This is a genomic window from Pseudoalteromonas sp. MSK9-3 (assembly GCF_003590335.1).
Taxonomy (GTDB): Bacteria; Pseudomonadota; Gammaproteobacteria; order Enterobacterales; family Alteromonadaceae; genus Pseudoalteromonas.
Window position 1 is genome coordinate 170,088 of sequence record NZ_MIET01000030.1, and the last position, 20,130, is coordinate 190,217.

Sequence of the window (20,130 nt, forward strand, 5' to 3'; positions counted from 1 at the left end):
AATAACTGGGTATAACCATAGGCTCAGTTATTAGTTTTTGATACACTACGTCGCGATTTGTATTATATAAAGGTATTGCGAAGTGAGTGTTGGACCGCTGTTTTCTGAACTAAAATCTTGCCTAAAGAAAGATCAATTCATTTTAAAAAAACGCCTTCATGGCACAAAAAAAATAACCGATGAAATTAATCAAGCTAAAGCCGTCCAGTCTATTGCACAGGCGATTTCGCGCAGCCAAGCCTTAAGAATAACGCGTACTGATCAATTACCAAAAGTGACGTATCCAGAGCAGCTTCCTGTCAGTCAGAAAAAAGATGAAATAAAAGCTGCGATTGCAGCACATCAAGTTGTGATTGTTGCAGGTGAAACGGGCTCAGGTAAAACCACACAGCTGCCAAAAATATGTTTGGAGCTTGGCCGGGGCGTTGATGGTTATATTGGCCACACCCAACCGAGAAGGTTAGCGGCACGTACAGTTGCAAATCGTATTGCGGAAGAAGTCGGATGTGAACTTGGCAATGAAGTGGGCTTTAAGATCCGCTTTAGTGATCAAGTGTCAGACAATACCTATGTTAAATTGATGACAGACGGCATTCTTTTAGCTGAGATCCAGCAGGATCGGTACCTCAATCAATACGACACCATCATAATCGATGAAGCTCATGAGCGTAGCTTAAATATTGACTTTATTCTGGGCTATCTGAAAAACCTGCTAGCTAAACGGCCAGATCTGAAAGTGATCATTACGTCAGCCACAATAGACCCACAAAGATTCTCAAAGCATTTCAATAATGCGCCCATTATAGAAGTGTCTGGACGCACTTATCCTGTTGAAGTGCGATATAGACCTCCTGCAGACACAGCAAGTAATGACACCGAAGCACAAAACGATCAGTTGCAGGGCATTTTTGATGCTGTGGATGAGCTATGCGATGAAGGTCCAGGTGATATTTTGATCTTTATGAATGGTGAGCGTGAAATTCGCGATACCGCAGACGCCTTAGCAAAGCGTAACTTACGCGGTGTAGAAGTTTTACCTTTGTATGCCCGACTATCGAATGCAGAGCAAAACAGAATTTTTGCAGCCCATAGCCAACGACGCATTGTACTATCTACCAATGTTGCGGAAACGTCGTTAACCGTGCCAGGTATTCGATATGTTATTGACCCAGGAACCGCGAGAATAAGCCGTTATAGCTACCGAACGAAAGTACAACGTTTACCAATCGAAGCGGTATCTCAAGCCAGTGCAAATCAAAGAAAGGGGCGTTGTGGGCGGGTTGCGTCAGGTGTCTGTATTCGATTGTATTCAGAAGATGATTTTTTATCTCGTCCTGAATTTACCGACCCTGAGATTTTGAGAACCAATTTAGCGTCAGTTATTTTACAAATGTTGGGCTTAGGGCTTGGAGATATAAATGATTTCCCGTTTGTGCAAGTACCAGACAGCCGAAATATTAACGACGGTGTTTCGCTATTAGAAGAGTTGGAAGCGGTTCATCCAAGCAAACGTCACCAAGCCACTAAACTGACGCAGTCTGGTCGGTTACTGAGCCGGTTACCGATAGATCCTCGCTTAGCTAAAATGGTACTGAGTGCCAGTAAGTTGGGTGCGTTGCGCGAAGTCATAGTTATTGTCGCTGCATTGTCTATTCAAGATCCTAGAGAACGACCTTCAGAGCGCAGGGGCGCGGCAGATGAAAAGCACGCGCGGTTTGAGCATCCTGATTCTGACTTTACGGCATTTTTAAATCTTTGGTATTACATCGAACAGCAACAAGCTGAGCTATCACGCGGACAGTTTAGAAAGTTATGTCAAAAAGACTTTCTGGCTTATATGCGTGTACGTGAGTGGCAAGACATTGTGTATCAGTTAACCACTGTTGTCGAAGAGATGGGGCTGAAACTTACGGAAAATGAAGCTGAATTAGATAATGTGCACCAAGCGCTTTTAAGTGGCATGTTGAGCCATATTGGTTTCAAAGACGAAAAGCAGAATTATAAGGGGGCACGAAATAGCCTGTTCCATGTTTTTCCTGGCTCCAGTTTGTTTAAGAAGAGCCCAAAATGGCTGATGTCTGCAGAGCTGGTCGAAACAAGTAAGCTTTATGCCCGTATTAATGCCAAGATTGATATTGCGTGGGTGCCTTCTTTAGCTCAACATTTAGTTAAACGAAGTTACAGTGAACCGCATTGGGAGAAAAAACCAGGCTGTGTTATTGCCTATGAGCAACAAACGCTTTACGGACTGATCATTGTTGGTCGCAAGCGCAGTGTTTATAGCCAAATTGATCCTAAGTTATGCAGAGAGCTTTTCCTTAAAGAAGCACTTATTGGCCAACAATTGGGACAGAATGAAGGTTTTTTACAATACAACCAAGACTTGATAGATGATATTCAGGTACTTGAGCAAAAAGCGCGACGTCGAGATATTTTAGTTGACGAGCAACAGCTTTTTGAATTTTATGATAGTAAAATTCCAGCAGAGGTAAATACGCGCGCCGCATTTACCCATTGGTGGAAAGACAAGAAAAAGCAAGACAAACGCTTTTTACATATGAGCAAAGAGCAATTAATGCAGCATGGTGCCGAGCAGATCACCGAGTTTGATTATCCTGATACATGGCAGCAAGGCAATATTATTCTGCCATTGAGTTATCACTTTGAGCCCGGAAAAGCGGTAGATGGCGTGACGGTGAATATTCCGCTAGCTTTGTTAAATCAAGTATCTGAGGGTGGGTTTGATTGGCACATTCCGGCATTACGCCATGAATTAATTTGCGGGTTAATTAAAAGCTTGCCGAAGACTTTACGTCGAAATTTTGTCCCAGCCCCTAATTATGCCGATGCAGTACTTGCAGCCGTTGAGCCAATGCAGGGAACTTTGCTTGAGGCATTAAGTACACGTTTATTAAGAATGACAGGCGTCAACGTTGACAATGATGCATGGGACCTATCGACACTCGATGCACATTTAAAAATGCAATTTCAAGTCGTCGGAGATAATAATACGGTACTAGCACACGGATTTGATTTACATGCAATAAAAGCTCAGCTTCAGGGCAAAGTGGCAGATACCTTGTCTCAAGTGGCTGAAAAAGGGATCGAACAACAAGAAATTGTCGAATGGCAATTTGGTACAATACCGAGTGAATATACAAAAAAACAGGGCAACTACGAGATTAAAGCCTTCCCAGCCCTAGTGGATAAAAAAGACAGCACGGCGATTGAGTTATTTGATAGCTCAGTAAAAGCAGCTGTGGCCCATCAACAGGGCCTACGCCGTTTAGTGTTATTAAACGTCCCGTCGCCTATCAAATATTTACAGCAAAAACTACCAAATAAAGCCAAACTTGGACTGTATTTCAATCCGTTTGGTAAAGTTCAAGATCTGATCAATGATTGCATTTCGGCAGGCGTTGACCGATTACTAAAAGCCCATGGAGATATCAGAGACGAACAACAATTTGATAAAGCGAAAGAGAGCATTCGTGGTGAGTTAGGTGAGTGTGTCGTTAAGATTGCAACCCAGGTTGAGCAAGTACTAAGTGTGGCTCATGCTATCAATAAACGCATGAAAGGGCCTGTAGATTTAACCATGATAACGGCTCATGGAGATGTAAAATCACAACTACAACGGCTGGTATTTAAAGGCTTTGTGAGTGATCATGGTGCAGACAAGTTAGAAGATTTATTGCGTTACATGAAGGCAATAGAAAAGCGACTTGAAAAGCTACCGGTGGATCCTAACAGGGATAGACTATGTGTGTTAGAACTTGAGAAAGTAAGCCAAGCGTATCAAAAAGAGGTTTCAAGGGTACCTAAAGGGCTACCGCTACCAGAAGCTTTGTTACATATTTTTTGGATGCAAGAGGAACTAAGGGTGTCTTTGTTTGCTCAAACATTAGGAACGCCTTATCCTATTTCAGCCAAAAGGGTTATGAATGCACTTAAAGAGTGTGAATAATTTAATTTGAAGCTTGCTTTTTTAGTCAGGCCCATTACTTTAATAAGAGGAATCAATTTTTGGATCTTGAAAAGGAAGTGACACTAGCCATGTCCGCTGAGCAAACAAGGAGTACCACACCCCATGTATTGGTTGTGGACGACGAATATTTTAACTATGAGATGCTGAGCGTGGCATTGTCTGAAGTATTTACGTTAAGTTATGCTGATTCAGGCAAAAGCTGCTTATCAAATGCAATCGCACAGCGGCCTGACGCGATACTTTTAGATGTGTGCATGCCGGGCCTTGATGGTTACGACACGTGCCGTTTGCTAAAAAACACGCCAGAGACGAAAGATATTCCAGTAGTCATGCTCTCAGGCCTAGAGACAGAGCAAGAACAGCAGGCGGGATTTGAAGCTGGTTGTGATGCTTATGTAGTTAAGCCCTTTTCAATGCAATCCTTATTAGAAAAACTAAAACTAATGGTCTAGGAGTAGGGTATGTTGCACGAAGACAAACGTCGCTTTATGCGAATGATGGTTAACGCACAAGCAAAGATTACGCTGTTGGAAACTGGATTAAGTATTGAAGGGACATGTAATGACTTAAGTGCAACGGGACTATCTATTGAGATAGAGGAGTCTGTTGATATGGAAGCAATGGTAGAGGTGTATATCGATTCAAATAGTGCATCTACTCCGCCGTTGAACGCACACGCAAAAGTCGTTAGGTGTTCTCAAGAACAAGATGGTAGTTATTTACTGGGACTGGAAATAACCCATTTTAATTAACATTCAAAGTTATATAAAAGGGGCTCTGTAGCCCCTTTTTAGTAAGTAACCTCAGCTCTGGATAAGCGAATTTGCCCAATAAAGCTATTTTTCACACTCTCGGCGTTGCTTTCATTTGTAATAGCCCGCTATTACTGCATAAAAGCGCCTTGATATTGAGCAAAATATCATCATTAGATTGTAGTTAAGTTTGTTTTCAAAACATTTTCTATTCCAAAACCCTTATCCAAACCTGAGGTGAAGTACGTTCGTATCTAGAAAGTCTAGTAGACTTTACAAATCAATCCTTTTAAATAAAAGCCTTCAGGATAATTACCTGAAATCGGGTGGTCAGCGGCTTGATTTAGGCGTTCTACAATGAGTAAGTCTTTTCCTGCATCAAGGGCGGCATCTGCAACCACTTTTTGGAATAAGTTTTGCTCCATTAACCCTGAGCATGAGAACGTAAGTAAAGTACCACCAGGCTTCAATATTTGCATTGCAATCATATTGATGTCTTTATAGCCACGACATGCACCATTGAGTTGTGCTTTGCTCTCGGCAAATTTTGGTGGGTCCATGACAATCGTATCAAATTGGCGGCCTTCATCGCGGTATTGGCGCAGTAGTTTAAACACATCTTGTTTTACAAATTCAGCGCGTGTCATATCTAATTCGTTATGCTCTACATTGCGCTTGGCTATATCTAGTGCAGCTTGAGATACATCAACGTTGATCACTTTTTCACAGCCACCACGCAAGGCATAAAGGCCAAAGGTACCGGTGTAGCAAAAACAATTTAAAACGGTTTTATCCTTTGAAAAGCGCTCTAGCGCTGCGCGGCTATCACGTTGATCTAGATAAAATCCTGTTTTATGGCCGTTAATAATATCGACTTCAAGGTTTAAACCATTTTCTTGAATTAGGACTGGCTGTGATGGAGCATCTCCCCACAGTGCACCCGTTGTTTTATCAAGGCCTTCTTTAGCACGTACCTCTACGTCAGAACGTTCATAAATTTTGCATTGTGGGAATACATGGCGAAGTGCCATTAATAAATCACCTTTGTGACGTTCGGCACCTGCACTTAAGAGCTGACAAACAAGATAGTCATCAAATTTATCAATGGTGATCCCTGGTAAGCCATCAGACTCAGCTGCACTGAGTCTAAATCCAGTTAGTCCACCTTCACTGATCACATGTTGACGAGCATCTAGGGCCCTTTCTATTCTTTTGATAAAAAACTGCGTATCAATTTGTTCGTTTTCATCAAAGGTCCATACACGTGCCCTGATCTGCGACTCTGGGCTATAGGCTGCAGTAGCAAGAAATTTTCCATCATGACTATATACAGTAACGGTATCACCAAGTGCTGGTTTACCTTTAATTTTCTTTATGGCCTTAGAGAATATCCAAGGGTGTTTACGTTTAAGTGACTTCTCTCTACCAGGCTGTAAATAGACCACGCTAGACATATAAATTCCTTACTGAATTGAGTGCTTGCCATTTTAGTTAAGGCCGTGCCAACATACAATGTGATCACAGTGAATAATGGTTTTTAGAGCGATTTGACTCACTTTTAGAGAGAAAGTTTATGCAAAATATTGAAATGGCATGTCGCGAGTTCATGTTAAGTGGTGAGCTTGCTGATACTGCGCATGATATTACTCATATTGAACGAGTGGTAAAGGTGGCTAAGGCGCTTGCACTCAGTGAGCAAGCTGATATGGAAGTTGTGGTTGCTGCGGCTTGGTTGCATGATTGTGTCGCTGTTGCTAAAAATCACCCTGATCGTGCTAAAGCATCTAAGATGGCGGCAGACAAAGCAGTTACGTTTTTACAAACTTTAAAGTTTGACGAGACAAAACTAGAGGCTGTACATCACGCAATTGTAGCACACAGTTTTAGCGCGAATGTTCGGCCCACAACACTTGAAGCTAAAATTGTACAAGATGCGGATCGTATGGATGCTTTGGGGGCGATTGGGGTTAGCCGATGCATGAAAGTGGGAGGGGCTATTGCAAGGCACCTTTATCACCCAGATGACCCTATGTGTGAAAACCGAGTAGCAGATGATAGCAAATATACGCTCGACCACTTTTTTATCAAGTTACTGCATATTGCTGATCACATGAATACCGAGTCGGCAAAAGAAGAGGCAGCCCATAGAACGCAATTTATGAAAGCGTTTCTACAAAGGCTTAGTACAGAGATCTCGTAGCATTGGTATGTATACTACAGATTTAACATTTGTGGTATTAACGGGTCATCCGTTTTACAAAAACGACCACGAATAATGCCAGTGAAAAGCTGCCTGTAAAGGCTTCAATACTGGCAATAAATCGCGATATTCCCACTGGGGTTATGTCTCCATAGCCCAATGTTGTAAAGGTTACAACGCTAAAGTAAAAGCTGTTAAGTAACGCGCTTAAATTTTCTGAGAAGCTGTTGTTCTGACTGAGCTGAATGATTTGATCTTGGTAGCTAATACCAAACAAAAAGTACAACAGTGCACATACGACAATCATACTTAGGCTGAAGCGGATCACGTTTTCTGGCTTTTCACCATAACCACACAACAAGTTAATAGCGTTAGACACTAAGCGCTTTTTTGATCTTTTTGGGTATTGTTGATGACGCATCCGCAGTTCGTTATACGTATACTTGCCTGCCATCTCAAACAAACCTTGTTGTTCGGCTGCTTTACGTAATAACCGGTATATTTCTTCAGATTGTAAAAATAAGTCAATGGCATCTTCTGGGGCTTTTTCTTTGAGCGCTTTATGCGCACGAGATTCTTGCATTAGTTGTTCACCTAGCTGCAAGTTATCTATTCGTGCGTTATCGAGTTTGACCCCCAAAATATTGGTGTTTTCTAGTTTGCAGCAGTGTAAATTTGCTTCTCGTAAATCGGCTTTCATTAGGGAGGCGTGTTCAATGGTGTTGTTGAAAAGGTGGGCACCACGTAAATTGGCGCGATAAAAATTGCCATGAGAGAGATCGTAGCCATTGTGATCACCAAATTTAACGAGATTTAAGCCTTCTAAATTGGCCCGCTTTAATTCTAGCCCTTGTAATAAACCGCCTCGTTTTGCATAGCGCTCTAGTTTTTGTGTTAGTTCTAAGCCACTTTTATCAAACTTTGCATCATGCCAAAAGCAAAACCCTGAGCCCATATCAATTTCCTGACATCTTTGTCCATCTGGAGAGTGATATTGGCAACATGGCTTTGAATTCATAGCGCTCTGATCTTTTTAATCATTTACTTATAGGTTAGCAGCTTATTGGCGGGGTAGAATGGAGAAAAGTAAATAATTTTTTTCGATATGTTTGAATACCAATTAAAAGAAAGTACGCGCAGACGAAGTGTTGCAATTAAAGTCACAGACAATGGCATTATTGTATATGCCCCTAAAGGGCTTGAAAAAAAATGGCTACATGAATGGTTAATGAGTAAACATAGCTGGGTCTTGGCGCAGCAACAAAAAGTTCAGGCAGTGCCGGTTGTTCAAACACCTTGGCATAGCCAGACCCTACTCGTATTTGGTGAAACATACGCTTGTTTTTTTGGCCCTGAGCACCCAAGTAAACTATGTCATTCAAATCGCATCGTGCATGTATGTGTCATTAACCCTGACGATACACAGGCTTGTCGAGCTGCACTTTTATCATTGTTACGCATTGAGTTAGAATCTTATGTGATGGGGGTATTACCTGAACTTGCGGAAAAAATGGGTGCTCAGGTAAGTCAGGTTAAATTCCGAGAGTATAAAAGTTGCTGGGGAAGCTGTACAAGTAAACGTGCGTTAGCATTCAATACGTTGCTCATAGGCGCAAAGCCATCTTATATAGATTATGTGATCATCCATGAGCTGGCGCATTGTCATGTTCTTGCTCATAACCCTAAGTTTTGGCAACTGGTATTCAAGCATTACGGAGAATACAAAGAGGTAGTTAAATGGTTCAAAGAGAAGGGAGCAACACTGTTTATTACAAAAGAGGTTTAGGGCCGCTGAATTATAATTCGTACGCTTTGTGTGATGCCATCATAATTAAAGGTGAATTCTATTATTTGATGTAATGAATACACACCATATCAAACTGTGTATTAGGTGCTGTAAAATAGCTAAATACAGAGAACAAGCATTTTATTGTGTTAGAACGCTCATTGTGTGTAAATCTGGGAAAGTTACTTTGAAATCAGAGGAAGTATTTTACATTAGTAAGATGGTGGAGGGGGCTGGATTCGAACCAGCGAAGGCAGTGCCGTCAGATTTACAGTCTGATCCCTTTGGCCGCTCGGGAACCCCTCCATCTTATGGAGCTAATACATTTACAATTTGGTGGAGGGGGCTGGATTCGAACCAGCGAAGGCAGTGCCGTCAGATTTACAGTCTGATCCCTTTGGCCGCTCGGGAACCCCTCCAAATTGTATTTGCAGTGTTGTTATGGTGGAGGGGGCTGGATTCGAACCAGCGAAGGCAGTGCCGTCAGATTTACAGTCTGATCCCTTTGGCCGCTCGGGAACCCCTCCTAAACAACGGCGCTGATAATATCAAAGTTTCTAATTAAGTAAAGAAAACTCCTAAAGAAAAATTAAAAAATGCCGATAAAAATGAAGATTCATACACAATCGGTGAAACTCTATGCAAATAGACAATATTTTAACCAGAGAAGATCAGTTAGGCGGTGCGTTGGCAATATGTGTCAGCGATCAGCGACGTGCAGACTTTTCTATGTTATTGGCAATGTTGTCTCAAGATGCGCTCGATTTTAGTCAGTTTCATTTACCGGAAGAGGAACAACAAGAAAGTGACAAAAGTGAATCTGCGTTAAAGAAAGAATTACAAATAGGACCAGCGCAAGTTTTGGCGCCCGCTGATTTTGATATGTTAATTGGGCAAAACAATGCACAGTGCTTATCTCAAAGTAGTATGACAAGTTTACGATTGTCGCATTGTTTAAATCCAGAACCGCTTGCAGTGCGAGACGATTGCAAACACATCCCGCTGGTTGTGGTGGATAATTGTGAGCTTGCAGTAAGAAATCGCTTAGATATGGACAAAAAAGGTGAGGGAACTGCTGATAAACCAAAAATGGATGCAGCAGCTATATATGATCAATTAAATAGTGGTGAAATGCAGAGTGCGCTGCAGCTCAGTGCGTAGTTTGTACGTTACTGTGATTTGCTTATTTTAGCAGCTTAACCATGACACTTTTTAAACTTTTTACCGCTGTTACAAGGACAAGAGTCATTTCGGCCAATTTTAACCTCTGGTGACTCGAATAAGTCTCCATCTAAGTATTTCCACTTGTTATCTTCTAGAACAAAGCGTGACCGCTCATGTAGCTGGCAATGTTTATCATCGACTAAATAGTGCGCTTTAAACTCTACGTAGTTGTATTCGATATCACTGTGTGCATCAATTATATCTAGCTTGATAAAGTTAACATCATTCGCAAACTGCAATATGTCTGCGGTGGTATGCATTGAACGCTGTGACGACGCATAAGTATTTAAAATATATTCAGCGTCTTTTGCACAGTAGGCGCTATATCTTGAACGCATTAACTGCTCTGCTGATGCTGCTGGTTTTACGCCAGTAATGACTTGCTTGCAGCACTCATCAAATGCAGCAAGGTTATTACAATAACACATGGTTGTTTCGTTACTTATGAAATCATATTGCCTATTGTACACTTATCTTTGCCCAGTACTTTTGAAAAGCAAAATAATTCTGTATCAGAGAGGTTCAAGTTCATATTCTCTAACTGAGTGGCGGTAGCGATATTAGTCCACGTAATAATCGCAGCAAAATTACCGTTACTTAACGCCGCGTTTAAAACATATTGCAAGTCTGAAATATGTTTTTGTCTTATAACTAACAACTTACTTGAGTCAATAGAACAACTATCGAGTACAGCCTTATTTGGTATATTTTCAGGTGCAATCAATAAGGTCCAGCCATGCCTTTTGTTACACAAGTGAATGATCTTAAGTAACTCTAGATTAGCATTTATGTCATCGGCTGTGCGAACAAGGGTCACATTAGCGCGCTGCGCTGTGTTACTCAATAAAATAGGGGTATCAGTATTAGTATGCAACATAATCAACTCACTGGTGTTATATACAGTATTTATATACAGTAGTTCATACAGTTATTCAAAGCAAGATAAATATCATCTATTTTGTACGTAAAATAGACAGGGTTGGGTTTGTTAAGGTTTAAATTTTTTGTAAATAGCTGATTTTAAAGTGTCTGTTCGAGGAATATAATGAATGTGTGTTGCCCAAAGTTTGTAGCTGTGTTGATTTATACCCTACTTAAATTGTATGTAATGAAGAGTCCGTTCTAGGCAAGTACTATGGCGGTTGGTAAATGACGTGAAGTTGGAGCAGGCGAATGACATCAAAACAGCTTTTGGAAGTTGTGATGTTAAAAGTACAACTTCTATCAAATACTGTTACGCGTTCGCCTTAAACTACAAATATATAATGACAGCGCGAGGTTAAATTTGTTCACTTTTTGGGTGTTATAATCTTTTAGGACTGTATGCCACATTTAGGGTTGTACCTTTAACTGCAGTAGGTGCTTCACTCTGGGCTTAAAAACTGAAGCTGGTGGATTTGTTCATATAACGTTGCAGCATAACATTGTGCATCTTTTATACGTTTTGTTGAAAGGTGTGGCTTTATTTGCTCAATCATTTCTTGCGCCGCACTGACACCTTGGCTATTTGCCAAAACTAGCCAAGCCATGCCATGGAATGCACTTTGAGGCACACCTTGGCCTTTCACAAATAATAACCCAAGGTAAAATTGTGCCTTGTGATCACCAGACATCGCGGCAAGTCTGATCCACTTAGCAGCCAGTGGATAGGATTGTTCTTTTAAATAATATAGCCCTTTTTTATATGCTTGTGCTGTGTCTGTTGTTTCAGGTAAACGCGCTTCGCTATTAATTGGCGCGGTGACAAACTCAAGCACATTTAATAATTGTTGTTCGAGATCATGACTTGTTGAATTGTCTAACTGAGATTTTTCCATATTACAACCGTGTTTATTTATGCACTATTTAGTGTAGCCGAATTCTAACGTTTTTGTCCGATTAAGTCAGTGCTTTATGTTAAAATCCAAGCACTTGTTTCTAATTTAAATACCAAACATTATGCTGGAACGTCTATTTTCACTCTCTCGTCAGGGAACGACTATTAAAACGGAAGTCATTGCAGGTTTAACAACCTTCGTCACAATGGTTTATATCGTATTTGTAAATCCTGCAATGCTATCTGAAGCGGGTATGGATTTAGGGGCTGCATTTGTTGCGACCTGCATTGCTGCTGCAATCGGCTGTTTTATTATGGGGTTTTGGGCTAACTACCCATTAGCACTCGCGCCAGGTATGGGCCTCAATGCATTTTTTACTTATGGTGTCGTGCTCGGTATGGGGCACTCGTGGCAGTCAGCGCTGGGCGCGGTATTCTTGTCTGGTTGTCTATTTTTATTACTTAGTCTTTTTAAAGTTCGAGAATGGGTGATCCAAGCTATCCCAGTGGTGCTTAAACAAGCTATTGCAACAGGTATTGGGGCATTTTTAGCGCTTATCGCCTTAAAAAATGCCGGCATTATTGTAGCGAGTCCAGCGACTTTGGTTCAGTTAGGCGATATTACGTCGGCGGGACCCTTGTTAGCTATTTTTAGCTTTTTTATTATTGCAGCATTAATGTTTAGGGACGTTAAAAGTGCAGTGCTGCTCAGTATATTTATCGTCACGGTATGTGCTTGGGGACTCGATTTAGTAGAGTACCATGGCATTGTGTCGGCCCCACCGAGTATCATGCCAACTGTGATGCAGTTAGACATAGCCGCTGCGTTAGAGCTATCGATGCTGAGTGTTGTATTTGCATTTTTATTTGTCGATTTGTTCGACACATCAGGTACTTTAGTTGCCGTTACGCAAAAAGCGGGATTGGCCGATGAAAAGGGAAAAATGCCACGTTTAGGTCGTGCTTTGTCAGCCGATAGTACAGCTACAATTGCAGGTTCAATGTTAGGCACGTCGACGACGACCTCGTACATTGAGTCTGTTTCTGGCGTCTCTGTTGGAGGAAAAACAGGTTTAACAGCCGTTGTGGTGGGCATTTGCTTTTTACTGATGATGTTTTTTACCCCCTTGGCACAAATGGTGCCTGCTTATGCCACTGCGGGTGCAATTTTATATGTTGCGGTCTTGATGCTGCAAAATCTAAAGTTCGTTAACTGGGATGATATGAGTGATGCCATTCCTGTGAGTGTCGTGTTGCTGATGACTCCACTGACCTTTTCTATTGCTCATGGTATTGCGCTTGGGTTTATCGCATATACAGCGGTCAAAGTGCTTTGCAATAAGCGAGAAGAGGTGTCACTAAGCGTTTGGGTGTTGACGGTATTATTTGTCGTGAAATTTGCGCTCAGTTAAAGCGCATAGGTAGGAGCAAAGAAAAAGTGGCTTACCACTTTTTCTTTGGCGCAAATAGAATATCCAAATCGTCTTGTTCTTGCTCGTTTTTCTTTTTCACAGCTGACGCATTTGACGCTTTAAGCTCTGTACTGATCTCATTCAAATACGTTTCAAGTAATGCCTTTTTTTCGGTGACGTAATCGTCAGAATAGGTCACTGCGCATATTGTCGCGTAAGCTTTTTCAAAATATTGCCTTGCAGAGCCGACCATATTCGCCGTTCGTGCCGACACACCTCTTTTAATTTGGCTTTCGACATTTATTTTGAGCTGCAACTTCTCTAAGCGGCGGTCTTCAGCCACAAACTGTTGCGTATCTACTTTGCCTTTTGAATGTTCTGAACGAAGCACATTACGTAACTTCTTAATGCCCTGTACAAGTGCTATCAGTTGTTTATCATTATCGGGCAGTGATAATGAATCACCTTTGGCATTTGACTCAACAGCCGCTCCAAGTCGTTCTTTTGACTCGTGTAAGCGGTTTTTAAGTTCTCTAGAAGCAGGAGACAACTCGACCATTGTTGCCAGTGCGTCATGAATGCGACGCTGCAATACGCGCGTTAACATTTCAGACATAGGGATATTGGAGCTGTTCACTAAAACGTCTTCGGATTCTTCAATCACTTTTTTTTGCTTGGTTAACTCTTTACGACGTTCAGCTTCTTGTTTCTCCTTGTGCTGTTGGATGGCACTTACCCACACGGCAATAACTATCAGTGCAACAATCAACATAATAATAATAGAAACAAACATAACGAATTCTCTTTGACCACGACCCAAGAAGATGATTTTTTATATTACATCAATTAATTGCATTCTGAACAGTATTACGTTCATAAGTCTGAAAAAACTTTTGTAATTCATTATTTTTCATTATAGACCATGATTCAATTTTGGCCGATAAACAAACAAAATAGGCAATTGCTATCTCGTTCTAGTTAAATATGCTAGCCTAAACGATACTGATGAGATTGCTCTGTTCGATGTCACGGAATGTCAGTGCCGACTTATAATTAATAAGAACAAAACAAGCTATGAAATTACAACAACTTAAATATATTGTAGAAGTGTTAAACCACAACCTAAATGTCTCTGCTACAGCTGAAAGTCTTTACACTTCTCAGCCTGGTATCTCAAAGCAGGTAAGAATGCTAGAAGATGAACTAGGTGTGCAAATTTTTGGTCGAAGTGGCAAGCATTTGACGCACGTGACAAGTGCGGGTACTGAAATTATTAATATTGCCCGTGAGATCCTGTCGAAAGTCGAAGGGATAAAAGCGGTTGCCAATGAGCATACCTTACCTGATCAAGGCAAGTTAAATATTGCAACGACGCACACGCAAGCACGATACGCATTGCCAAGTGTGATCCAAGGCTTTATGAAAAAATACCCTGCGGTATCATTACACATGCATCAGGGCACGCCACAACAAATCTCAGATGCTGCAGCACGCGGGGATGCAGATTTTGCTATTGCCACTGAAGCATTACATTTATATTCTGATTTGGTTATGTTGCCCTGTTATCACTGGAATCGCAGTATTGTAGTGGCAAAAGACCATCCATTGGCACAAAAGGCCTCTAACTTAACTGTTCAGGATGTTGCCCAATACCCCTTAATCACCTATGTTTTTGGTTTTACTGGTCGTTCTGAATTAGATAAAGCATTTAACGCGCATGGTTTAGAACCACATATTGTATTTACCGCGACAGACGCTGATGTGATAAAAACGTATGTTCGCTTAGGCCTAGGTGTAGGCGTTGTTGCGTCAATGGCGATTGATGTTGAAACGGATCAAGATTTAGTCTGTATAGATGCAAGTCATTTATTTGAAGCCAGCACCACGAAAATTGGGTTCAGGAAAGGCAGCTTTTTACGTGGCTATATGTATGATTTTATCGAGCGATTTGCGCCACACTTAACAAAAGATGTTGTTGAACGTGCAAGCTTATTACGCAATCAAGATGACGTAGATGCACTGTTTGCAGATGTGAAACTTCCTATCAAATAACTGAACTGTTTAAATGAATATTGTGTAGTATGAATGGCTATTCAATATTCATTTAATAGTAACTAGCGTTCAAAAATTGGCTGTAATGCCGCAGTTTTAAATACGTTTAATATTTTGTTACATAACCCTTCAGCCACTGTAATATCGTGTAATAGAATTTCATTTAGCTTCACCTAAGCTTTATAAAAATAGGGTGGAGGTATGTGATGAATGATATTCAGCATAAGCAACAAGGCTTTTCTTTAGACCATTTGTTCTTTGATGGACTGTTAGACAAGCTTGGTGATTATTTGCCAAAGGCCCTCACCGCTATTTCTTCTGATAATTACAAAGACCGATGTGCTCAAAGCTGCCAGCATCAGCTGGTACATATCATTCATGGCGGAAGAGTCTACAGTGATTTTGACGAGCAGGCTCATTATGAAGACGCTATGGCGGTTTATAATGGCAAAGTGTTGGCATTAGGCCCATTAGATGAGGTCCGTCATCGTGTTTATCAAATGGGTTTTAGGGCGACATATTACCGCTTAAAGTCGAGTGAAGTTGTCACACCTGGTTTTATAGAGCCTCATTGCCATTTGGTTACTTCTGCTGTTTTACAACAGTTGTTCCACTTTGGGCCTTTTGGGTTTTACTGCAGAACAGACAAATTCATGACCGACTATAATATGTCTTATGTGCTGCGGTCTGTTTTATATTTAGATAAGGCAACTAACGATACACAGTGGCTTTTAGGGTATGGGCTTTACAGCAATTTCTTAATGTCTGATGATGTATTAGACACGCACGACGTACATAAATCACTGCAAACGTTATTAATTAGCCGGCCAGTTATCATTTTTGATGCTCAACAACCTTTGGCATTTGCTAATCAAGCGGCTTTAGAACAAGTGTACAAATACTTGGTGCTGAACCATGTAGGTTTATTTCAAAGTAAACAAGACTTTTTCACAACCATAGCAGAGCAAGGGGGCTTAAAGGGCGAGCAGTTACTTTGGATTTTAGAAGTGCTACCAGTACGTCAGTTTCAGCAGCTCAGCACTGCACTTATCCATAACATTGATAATGTACTTATACATGCCAGAAACCAAGGGATCACACACTTAGGTTATGTTGATAGTCACCCTGTCGCGCTAAGCTTATTGAGTGCCTATTCGCAACAAACACCCAGAGTACACCTAATTAATGCCATGACGACATGGATCAATGCGTCATGCCAGTGTGGTTTTGAATTAGGGGTAACAGATTCAAGTAAATCCATTATCGATAACTCTATTGCCTTAAACATTGGTGATGTGGGTTATTTAGGGTTTGAATGGGTACAAAGTTATCATGGCGGGCAGACATTACAGCCTTGTCAATCATTACTGAAACAAGGCGTTAACGTGTGTTTGCAATCAGGCTTTCCTATGCTGCCTTTATCTCCGCTTAAGAATGCACAGCAAGCCACGTCTAGAGAGATGGAATATGCTCCTCATTGTTATACAGCCAATGAACGTATTTTAGATAAAAAACAGTGTTTTACGCGTTTACAATCTTTGAGAAGTATTTCAAGTGCCGCTGCATCCCATTTAAAAATATATCCCCAAGCAGGGCGCTTATTCGTAGGTGGTCGAGCTAATTATTTGGTTCTGTCAAACGACCCTCTGCAGTGTTCTGACTTTGAAATGAGACATATTCAGGTGATGCATAGTTCAGTAAATTAACCTATTTACTCGATGTATCTTGACGGTATTGGCAAAAATGATTGTGTTAAAGCCATCTCCACAGCATGTCTTTCCCTATACTTAAGTGTTTTATTTTTAACATGATACGCCCACGGTTATGTGGTTTTCATCTGCTTTTTATTTCATGGACTGAGAATCCCTCTTTGTTATCCAATTGGCACGCTTAAGAACTTGAACAGAGAGTTATGACAGTTTTTATTACTTTATATTATATAAAATATATTGTATATCTTGTAATTTAAATGTAAAAAATATAATTCCTCAACTTGAGTTGTGGATTGACAACATTTAAAGGACAAATTATGAAACTATCAGCGCTTATGGTGGCTCTACCTGTCATTGGATTAAATTTCAATGCAGTAGCCCATCATCAAGAACAACACCGTGCAATAAAACCGATCGCCTCTGATGTAACAAATACTCAGTTCCATGGTCATCATAGTTCAGAAGGTCATGAACGAGCCCCGAATGCCGCTTCTTTACAGTCACTGACTCTCACTATGTTAAAACAACCATCTTATGGCACATTTAAAGTCTTATCTGGCTGTGATTTAAATGCGTTGGCAATGGCTAATTCATCACAATTATTGACTGAAATTAAACAACAAGGGCGTACATGCATCAATGAACTGTTTAGTGCAAATGACGTTATTCAACAGCAAGTATTTACATCAGATAAAATGTTTGCTGCAGCAAACCGTGCGAAAGTACTTGCATCCAGTTACAGTGGGCAAGGCGACAGCGAACTAGAGGCGCTATTTTTATATATTCGCGCTGGGTATTATGTAGAGTTTTATAACGATGGCGTTCAATTTGAAAGTTGGTTAAAGCCTGCAGTAAAAAATGCCATAGATGCGTTCGTCAATAACAATCACTTTTATGACAACAACGAGGCACATGGTCAGTTATTAAAAGAAGTTATTACGACAATGGATAGCTCGGAACAGCAAGATGTGTATTTGCCAGTTATTAAACAATGGTTGAGTCGGTTTGATCAAAATTATGCGAATAGTCGTAATATGCATCGGGCTATCAATGGCATTTTTACCGTATTATACCGTGGACAGTGGAATGATAATTTTAAAGCTTTAATCAAATCAGACACTCAACTCATTCAGTTGCTCAGTGAATTTACCAAACAAACATGGCTGATTGGCGCTGATGCTGAATACTTAATGGTTAACGCGGCGGGTGAATTAGCCAGATTAAAAGCGTACAAAAACACGCCGATTCAAACTCAAGTTGATACCGCGCTTATACAGCTTTTTGCAGCCTATAAAAGTTATGGGTATGGTGATGCGATTTGGCTAAACGCGGCTGATGTAGCGACATATTATGCTGATTGTAGTCAATTCAACATATGTGGTTTTGAAACTCAGTTAACGGCACAAGCTTTGTCACAAACCTATCAATGTAGTGACACCGTTAAAATTCGCTCACAAGATATGACTGCAGCGCAGCATGTTGCCGCATGTAGCACTATGGCTGTCGAAGAAACCCGTTTTCATACCCGTTTAGCTACAGGTCAAACCCCTGTAGCAGATGATAATAATACATTTTTACAGGTCAACATCTTCAATAGCAGCGACGACTATAAAAAATACGCCAAAGCAATTTTTAAAATAGACACCAACAATGGGGGCATGTATCTAGAGGGCGACCCTAGCAAAATTGGTAACCAAGCAAACTTTATCGCATATGAGGCGACATACGCTAAGCCAGAACATTTTGTTTGGAACCTTGAGCATGAATATGTGCACTATTTAGATGGCAGATTTGATTTATATGGTGATTTTAATGCGCCAACAGAAGCCATCGTGTGGTGGAGCGAAGGGGTTGCTGAATACATTGCTAACTTGGACGATAATCAAGCGGCCATTGATACGATTAAAGATGGCTCTACTTACTCGCTTGCACAAATATTTGCGACAACGTATGCAGGGTTTGATCAGGATAGAATATATCGTTGGGGTTATTTAGCGGTACGGTTTATGTTTGAGCGTCATAATGATGAATTAAATGTTATGTTGGCACGCACACGAGTTGGTGACTGGGCCGGATACAAAGCGTTGTTATCGAGTTGGAGCAACCAGTATGAGAATGAGTTTACCGCTTGGACACTCGAGTTAGCAAGTGGGGCTGTTAATGATGCACCCGTAGCGGTTATCAATGGCCCTTATCAAGCAGTGGTAAACCAAGATATTCAGTTTTCAAGTCAAGGTAGCGGTGATAGCGATGGACAAATCAGCGCTTATTTATGGCAATTTGGTGATGGTACTCAAAGCAATAGTGAAAACCCAAGTCATCGTTACGTTAATGCGGGTGATTACGTTGTGAGCTTGACGGTAACGGATAACAAGGGAGCAAGTACTTCAGTTACATCAAGTGCGTCTATTACAGAGAATAATTCTTCCACTCCAGCACTTACCAAAGGGCTACCACGCATTATCTCGGCTGAGCAGGATTCGTTATTTTATTACACTTTTGACGTGCCTGCAGGGGCGACCGATTTAAAAATATCGACTGGACAAGGAACGGGAGACGTTGATTTATATGTTCGCTTTGGCAGTAAACCGACCTTAACCGAGTATGATTGTCGGCCATATAAAGGTGGTAATGCGGAACAATGTGACATAGTCGCACCTCAAGTAGGTACCTATTACGTGATGACGAGAGGCTATAACCGATATGCCGATGTCAGTTTATTGGCTGATTATGTGTCAGCAGCGTCACGTTTACCTGATAGTTGTCAAACTCAAGGTGTGGTAACTGGCGGGCGAGTATTGTCTGGGCAAGCTGTGTGCTTGGCAAACCAAACACCCATGTGGTTTAGTATGGAAAACATGAGTGGGCAAAATCAAATTCGTATTGAAACCGCATATGGTTCGGGGGACTTATCCCTTGAATACAGTAATTCAGGGTGGCCAAACGAGGCAAATGTGGAAGCAAGCTCGACTAATTCAGGCAATAACGAGTGCATCAGTTTAAGTGGTCAATCGCAATACTGGGGATACTTAAAAGTATCTGGTGCGGGTACTGGTAGCACATTAAAAGTAAGTTATAACGACGGCGGTTGTTAGTTTTTTATTCTAACTAAGTACTTGTATAAAAAGGTAGCTTTGCTGCCTTTTTTTATTTTTGGAACGCGGCAAAAACAAAAACCTCACCTAAAC

Annotated in this window: 16 protein-coding genes and 3 tRNA genes; 10 read left to right on the forward strand and 9 right to left on the reverse strand. The window is 41.0% G+C overall.

The window, feature by feature from the left end; translation table 11 throughout:
- Positions 1-82 precede the first annotated feature (82 nt).
- The 3 genes from hrpA to BGP78_RS13870 all read left to right on the forward strand — a co-directional run bounded on the left by hrpA (position 83) and on the right by BGP78_RS13870 (position 4,740).
- Positions 83-3,967, forward strand: a complete 3,885-nt coding sequence (gene hrpA, locus BGP78_RS13860) for an ATP-dependent RNA helicase HrpA (protein ID WP_119861923.1) — start codon at positions 83-85, stop codon at positions 3,965-3,967.
- Between the two features lie 89 nt (positions 3,968-4,056).
- Positions 4,057-4,440: a PleD family two-component system response regulator gene (locus tag BGP78_RS13865; protein ID WP_119861924.1), complete on the forward strand. Its 384-nt coding sequence runs from the start codon at positions 4,057-4,059 to the stop codon at positions 4,438-4,440.
- Between the two features lie 9 nt (positions 4,441-4,449).
- Positions 4,450-4,740, forward strand: a complete 291-nt coding sequence (locus BGP78_RS13870; RefSeq protein WP_119861925.1) for a PilZ domain-containing protein — start codon at positions 4,450-4,452, stop codon at positions 4,738-4,740.
- 263 nt (positions 4,741-5,003) lie between these two features.
- Here the strand turns inward: BGP78_RS13870 and BGP78_RS13875 are convergent, their stop codons facing one another.
- Positions 5,004-6,194, reverse strand: a complete 1,191-nt coding sequence (locus tag BGP78_RS13875) for a class I SAM-dependent methyltransferase (protein ID WP_119861926.1) — start codon at positions 6,192-6,194, stop codon at positions 5,004-5,006.
- Between the two features lie 119 nt (positions 6,195-6,313).
- Here BGP78_RS13875 and BGP78_RS13880 point away from each other — a divergent pair, with 119 nt between their 5' ends.
- A complete protein-coding gene (locus BGP78_RS13880; RefSeq protein WP_119861927.1) occupies positions 6,314-6,940 on the forward strand; it encodes an HD domain-containing protein in 627 nt (208 codons plus the stop codon).
- Between the two features lie 37 nt (positions 6,941-6,977).
- Here BGP78_RS13880 and BGP78_RS13885 read toward each other — a convergent pair whose 3' ends face one another.
- Complete coding sequence (locus tag BGP78_RS13885; protein WP_119861928.1) at positions 6,978-7,958, reverse strand: ion channel; 981 nt, start codon at positions 7,956-7,958, stop codon at positions 6,978-6,980.
- Positions 7,959-8,045: 87 nt separating this feature from the next.
- Between BGP78_RS13885 and BGP78_RS13890 the strand changes: the two genes are divergently transcribed.
- Positions 8,046-8,726: a M48 family metallopeptidase gene (locus BGP78_RS13890; protein ID WP_119861929.1), complete on the forward strand. Its 681-nt coding sequence runs from the start codon at positions 8,046-8,048 to the stop codon at positions 8,724-8,726.
- A gap of 221 nt (positions 8,727-8,947) precedes the next feature.
- On the opposite strand, the gene BGP78_RS13895 is transcribed toward BGP78_RS13890, so the two are convergent.
- The 3 genes from BGP78_RS13895 to BGP78_RS13905 form a co-directional block, all read right to left on the reverse strand.
- Positions 8,948-9,032 (reverse strand) — tRNA-Tyr (locus tag BGP78_RS13895).
- Positions 9,033-9,060: 28 nt separating this feature from the next.
- A tRNA-Tyr gene (locus tag BGP78_RS13900) sits at positions 9,061-9,145 on the reverse strand.
- Positions 9,146-9,168: 23 nt separating this feature from the next.
- Positions 9,169-9,253: transfer RNA gene (locus tag BGP78_RS13905), tRNA-Tyr, on the reverse strand.
- Positions 9,254-9,365: 112 nt separating this feature from the next.
- On the opposite strand from BGP78_RS13905, the gene BGP78_RS13910 reads away from it, so the two are divergent.
- Positions 9,366-9,887 carry a VC2046/SO_2500 family protein gene (locus tag BGP78_RS13910; RefSeq protein WP_119861930.1) on the forward strand — a complete coding sequence of 174 codons (522 nt, stop codon included), beginning with the start codon at positions 9,366-9,368 and terminating at the stop codon, positions 9,885-9,887.
- Positions 9,888-9,922: 35 nt separating this feature from the next.
- Here the strand turns inward: BGP78_RS13910 and BGP78_RS13915 are convergent, their stop codons facing one another.
- The 3 genes from BGP78_RS13915 to BGP78_RS13925 form a co-directional block, all read right to left on the reverse strand.
- Positions 9,923-10,378: a YchJ family protein gene (locus BGP78_RS13915; protein WP_259386314.1), complete on the reverse strand. Its 456-nt coding sequence runs from the start codon at positions 10,376-10,378 to the stop codon at positions 9,923-9,925.
- A 14-nt stretch (positions 10,379-10,392) separates the two neighbouring features.
- Positions 10,393-10,827, reverse strand: a complete 435-nt coding sequence (locus tag BGP78_RS13920) for a hypothetical protein (RefSeq protein WP_119861931.1) — start codon at positions 10,825-10,827, stop codon at positions 10,393-10,395.
- Between the two features lie 487 nt (positions 10,828-11,314).
- Complete coding sequence (locus BGP78_RS13925) at positions 11,315-11,767, reverse strand: tetratricopeptide repeat protein (protein ID WP_119861932.1); 453 nt, start codon at positions 11,765-11,767, stop codon at positions 11,315-11,317.
- Positions 11,768-11,888: 121 nt separating this feature from the next.
- On the opposite strand from BGP78_RS13925, the gene BGP78_RS13930 reads away from it, so the two are divergent.
- Positions 11,889-13,178, forward strand: a complete 1,290-nt coding sequence (locus BGP78_RS13930; protein WP_119861933.1) for an NCS2 family permease — start codon at positions 11,889-11,891, stop codon at positions 13,176-13,178.
- Between the two features lie 31 nt (positions 13,179-13,209).
- On the opposite strand, the gene BGP78_RS13935 is transcribed toward BGP78_RS13930, so the two are convergent.
- A complete protein-coding gene (locus BGP78_RS13935; protein ID WP_119861934.1) occupies positions 13,210-13,971 on the reverse strand; it encodes a hypothetical protein in 762 nt (253 codons plus the stop codon).
- 281 nt (positions 13,972-14,252) lie between these two features.
- On the opposite strand from BGP78_RS13935, the gene cysB reads away from it, so the two are divergent.
- The 3 genes from cysB (at position 14,253) to BGP78_RS13950 (ending at position 20,037) form a co-directional block, all read left to right on the forward strand.
- The gene (cysB, locus tag BGP78_RS13940; protein WP_119861935.1) at positions 14,253-15,230 is read left to right on the forward strand and encodes an HTH-type transcriptional regulator CysB; all 978 of its coding nucleotides are present in this window, start codon (positions 14,253-14,255) and stop codon (positions 15,228-15,230) included.
- Positions 15,231-15,436: 206 nt separating this feature from the next.
- Positions 15,437-16,936, forward strand: coding sequence for an amidohydrolase family protein (locus BGP78_RS13945; protein WP_119861936.1), 1,500 nt, complete (start codon positions 15,437-15,439; stop codon positions 16,934-16,936).
- Positions 16,937-17,259: 323 nt separating this feature from the next.
- Entirely contained in the window at positions 17,260-20,037 is a 2,778-nt protein-coding gene (locus tag BGP78_RS13950) for a collagenase (protein ID WP_119861937.1), read from the forward strand.
- Positions 20,038-20,130: the final 93 nt, after the last annotated feature.

Excerpts from the sequence above, each read along its gene's own strand:
- BGP78_RS13865 (WP_119861924.1), top strand. The coding sequence starts at position 4,057 with ATGTCCGCTGAGCAAACAAGGAGTACCACACCCCATGTATTGGTTGTG.
- BGP78_RS13870 (WP_119861925.1), top strand. The coding sequence starts at position 4,450 with ATGTTGCACGAAGACAAACGTCGCTTTATGCGAATGATGGTTAACGCA.
- BGP78_RS13875 (WP_119861926.1), bottom strand. The coding sequence starts at position 6,194 with ATGTCTAGCGTGGTCTATTTACAGCCTGGTAGAGAGAAGTCACTTAAA.
- BGP78_RS13880 (WP_119861927.1), top strand. The coding sequence starts at position 6,314 with ATGCAAAATATTGAAATGGCATGTCGCGAGTTCATGTTAAGTGGTGAG.
- BGP78_RS13885 (WP_119861928.1), bottom strand. The coding sequence starts at position 7,958 with ATGAATTCAAAGCCATGTTGCCAATATCACTCTCCAGATGGACAAAGA.
- BGP78_RS13890 (WP_119861929.1), top strand. The coding sequence starts at position 8,046 with ATGTTTGAATACCAATTAAAAGAAAGTACGCGCAGACGAAGTGTTGCA.
- BGP78_RS13910 (WP_119861930.1), top strand. The coding sequence starts at position 9,366 with ATGCAAATAGACAATATTTTAACCAGAGAAGATCAGTTAGGCGGTGCG.
- BGP78_RS13915 (WP_259386314.1), bottom strand. The coding sequence starts at position 10,378 with ATGTGTTATTGTAATAACCTTGCTGCATTTGATGAGTGCTGCAAGCAA.
- BGP78_RS13920 (WP_119861931.1), bottom strand. The coding sequence starts at position 10,827 with ATGTTGCATACTAATACTGATACCCCTATTTTATTGAGTAACACAGCG.
- BGP78_RS13925 (WP_119861932.1), bottom strand. The coding sequence starts at position 11,767 with ATGGAAAAATCTCAGTTAGACAATTCAACAAGTCATGATCTCGAACAA.
- BGP78_RS13930 (WP_119861933.1), top strand. The coding sequence starts at position 11,889 with ATGCTGGAACGTCTATTTTCACTCTCTCGTCAGGGAACGACTATTAAA.
- BGP78_RS13935 (WP_119861934.1), bottom strand. The coding sequence starts at position 13,971 with ATGTTTGTTTCTATTATTATTATGTTGATTGTTGCACTGATAGTTATT.
- cysB (WP_119861935.1), top strand. The coding sequence starts at position 14,253 with ATGAAATTACAACAACTTAAATATATTGTAGAAGTGTTAAACCACAAC.
- BGP78_RS13945 (WP_119861936.1), top strand. The coding sequence starts at position 15,437 with ATGAATGATATTCAGCATAAGCAACAAGGCTTTTCTTTAGACCATTTG.
- BGP78_RS13950 (WP_119861937.1), top strand. The coding sequence starts at position 17,260 with ATGAAACTATCAGCGCTTATGGTGGCTCTACCTGTCATTGGATTAAAT.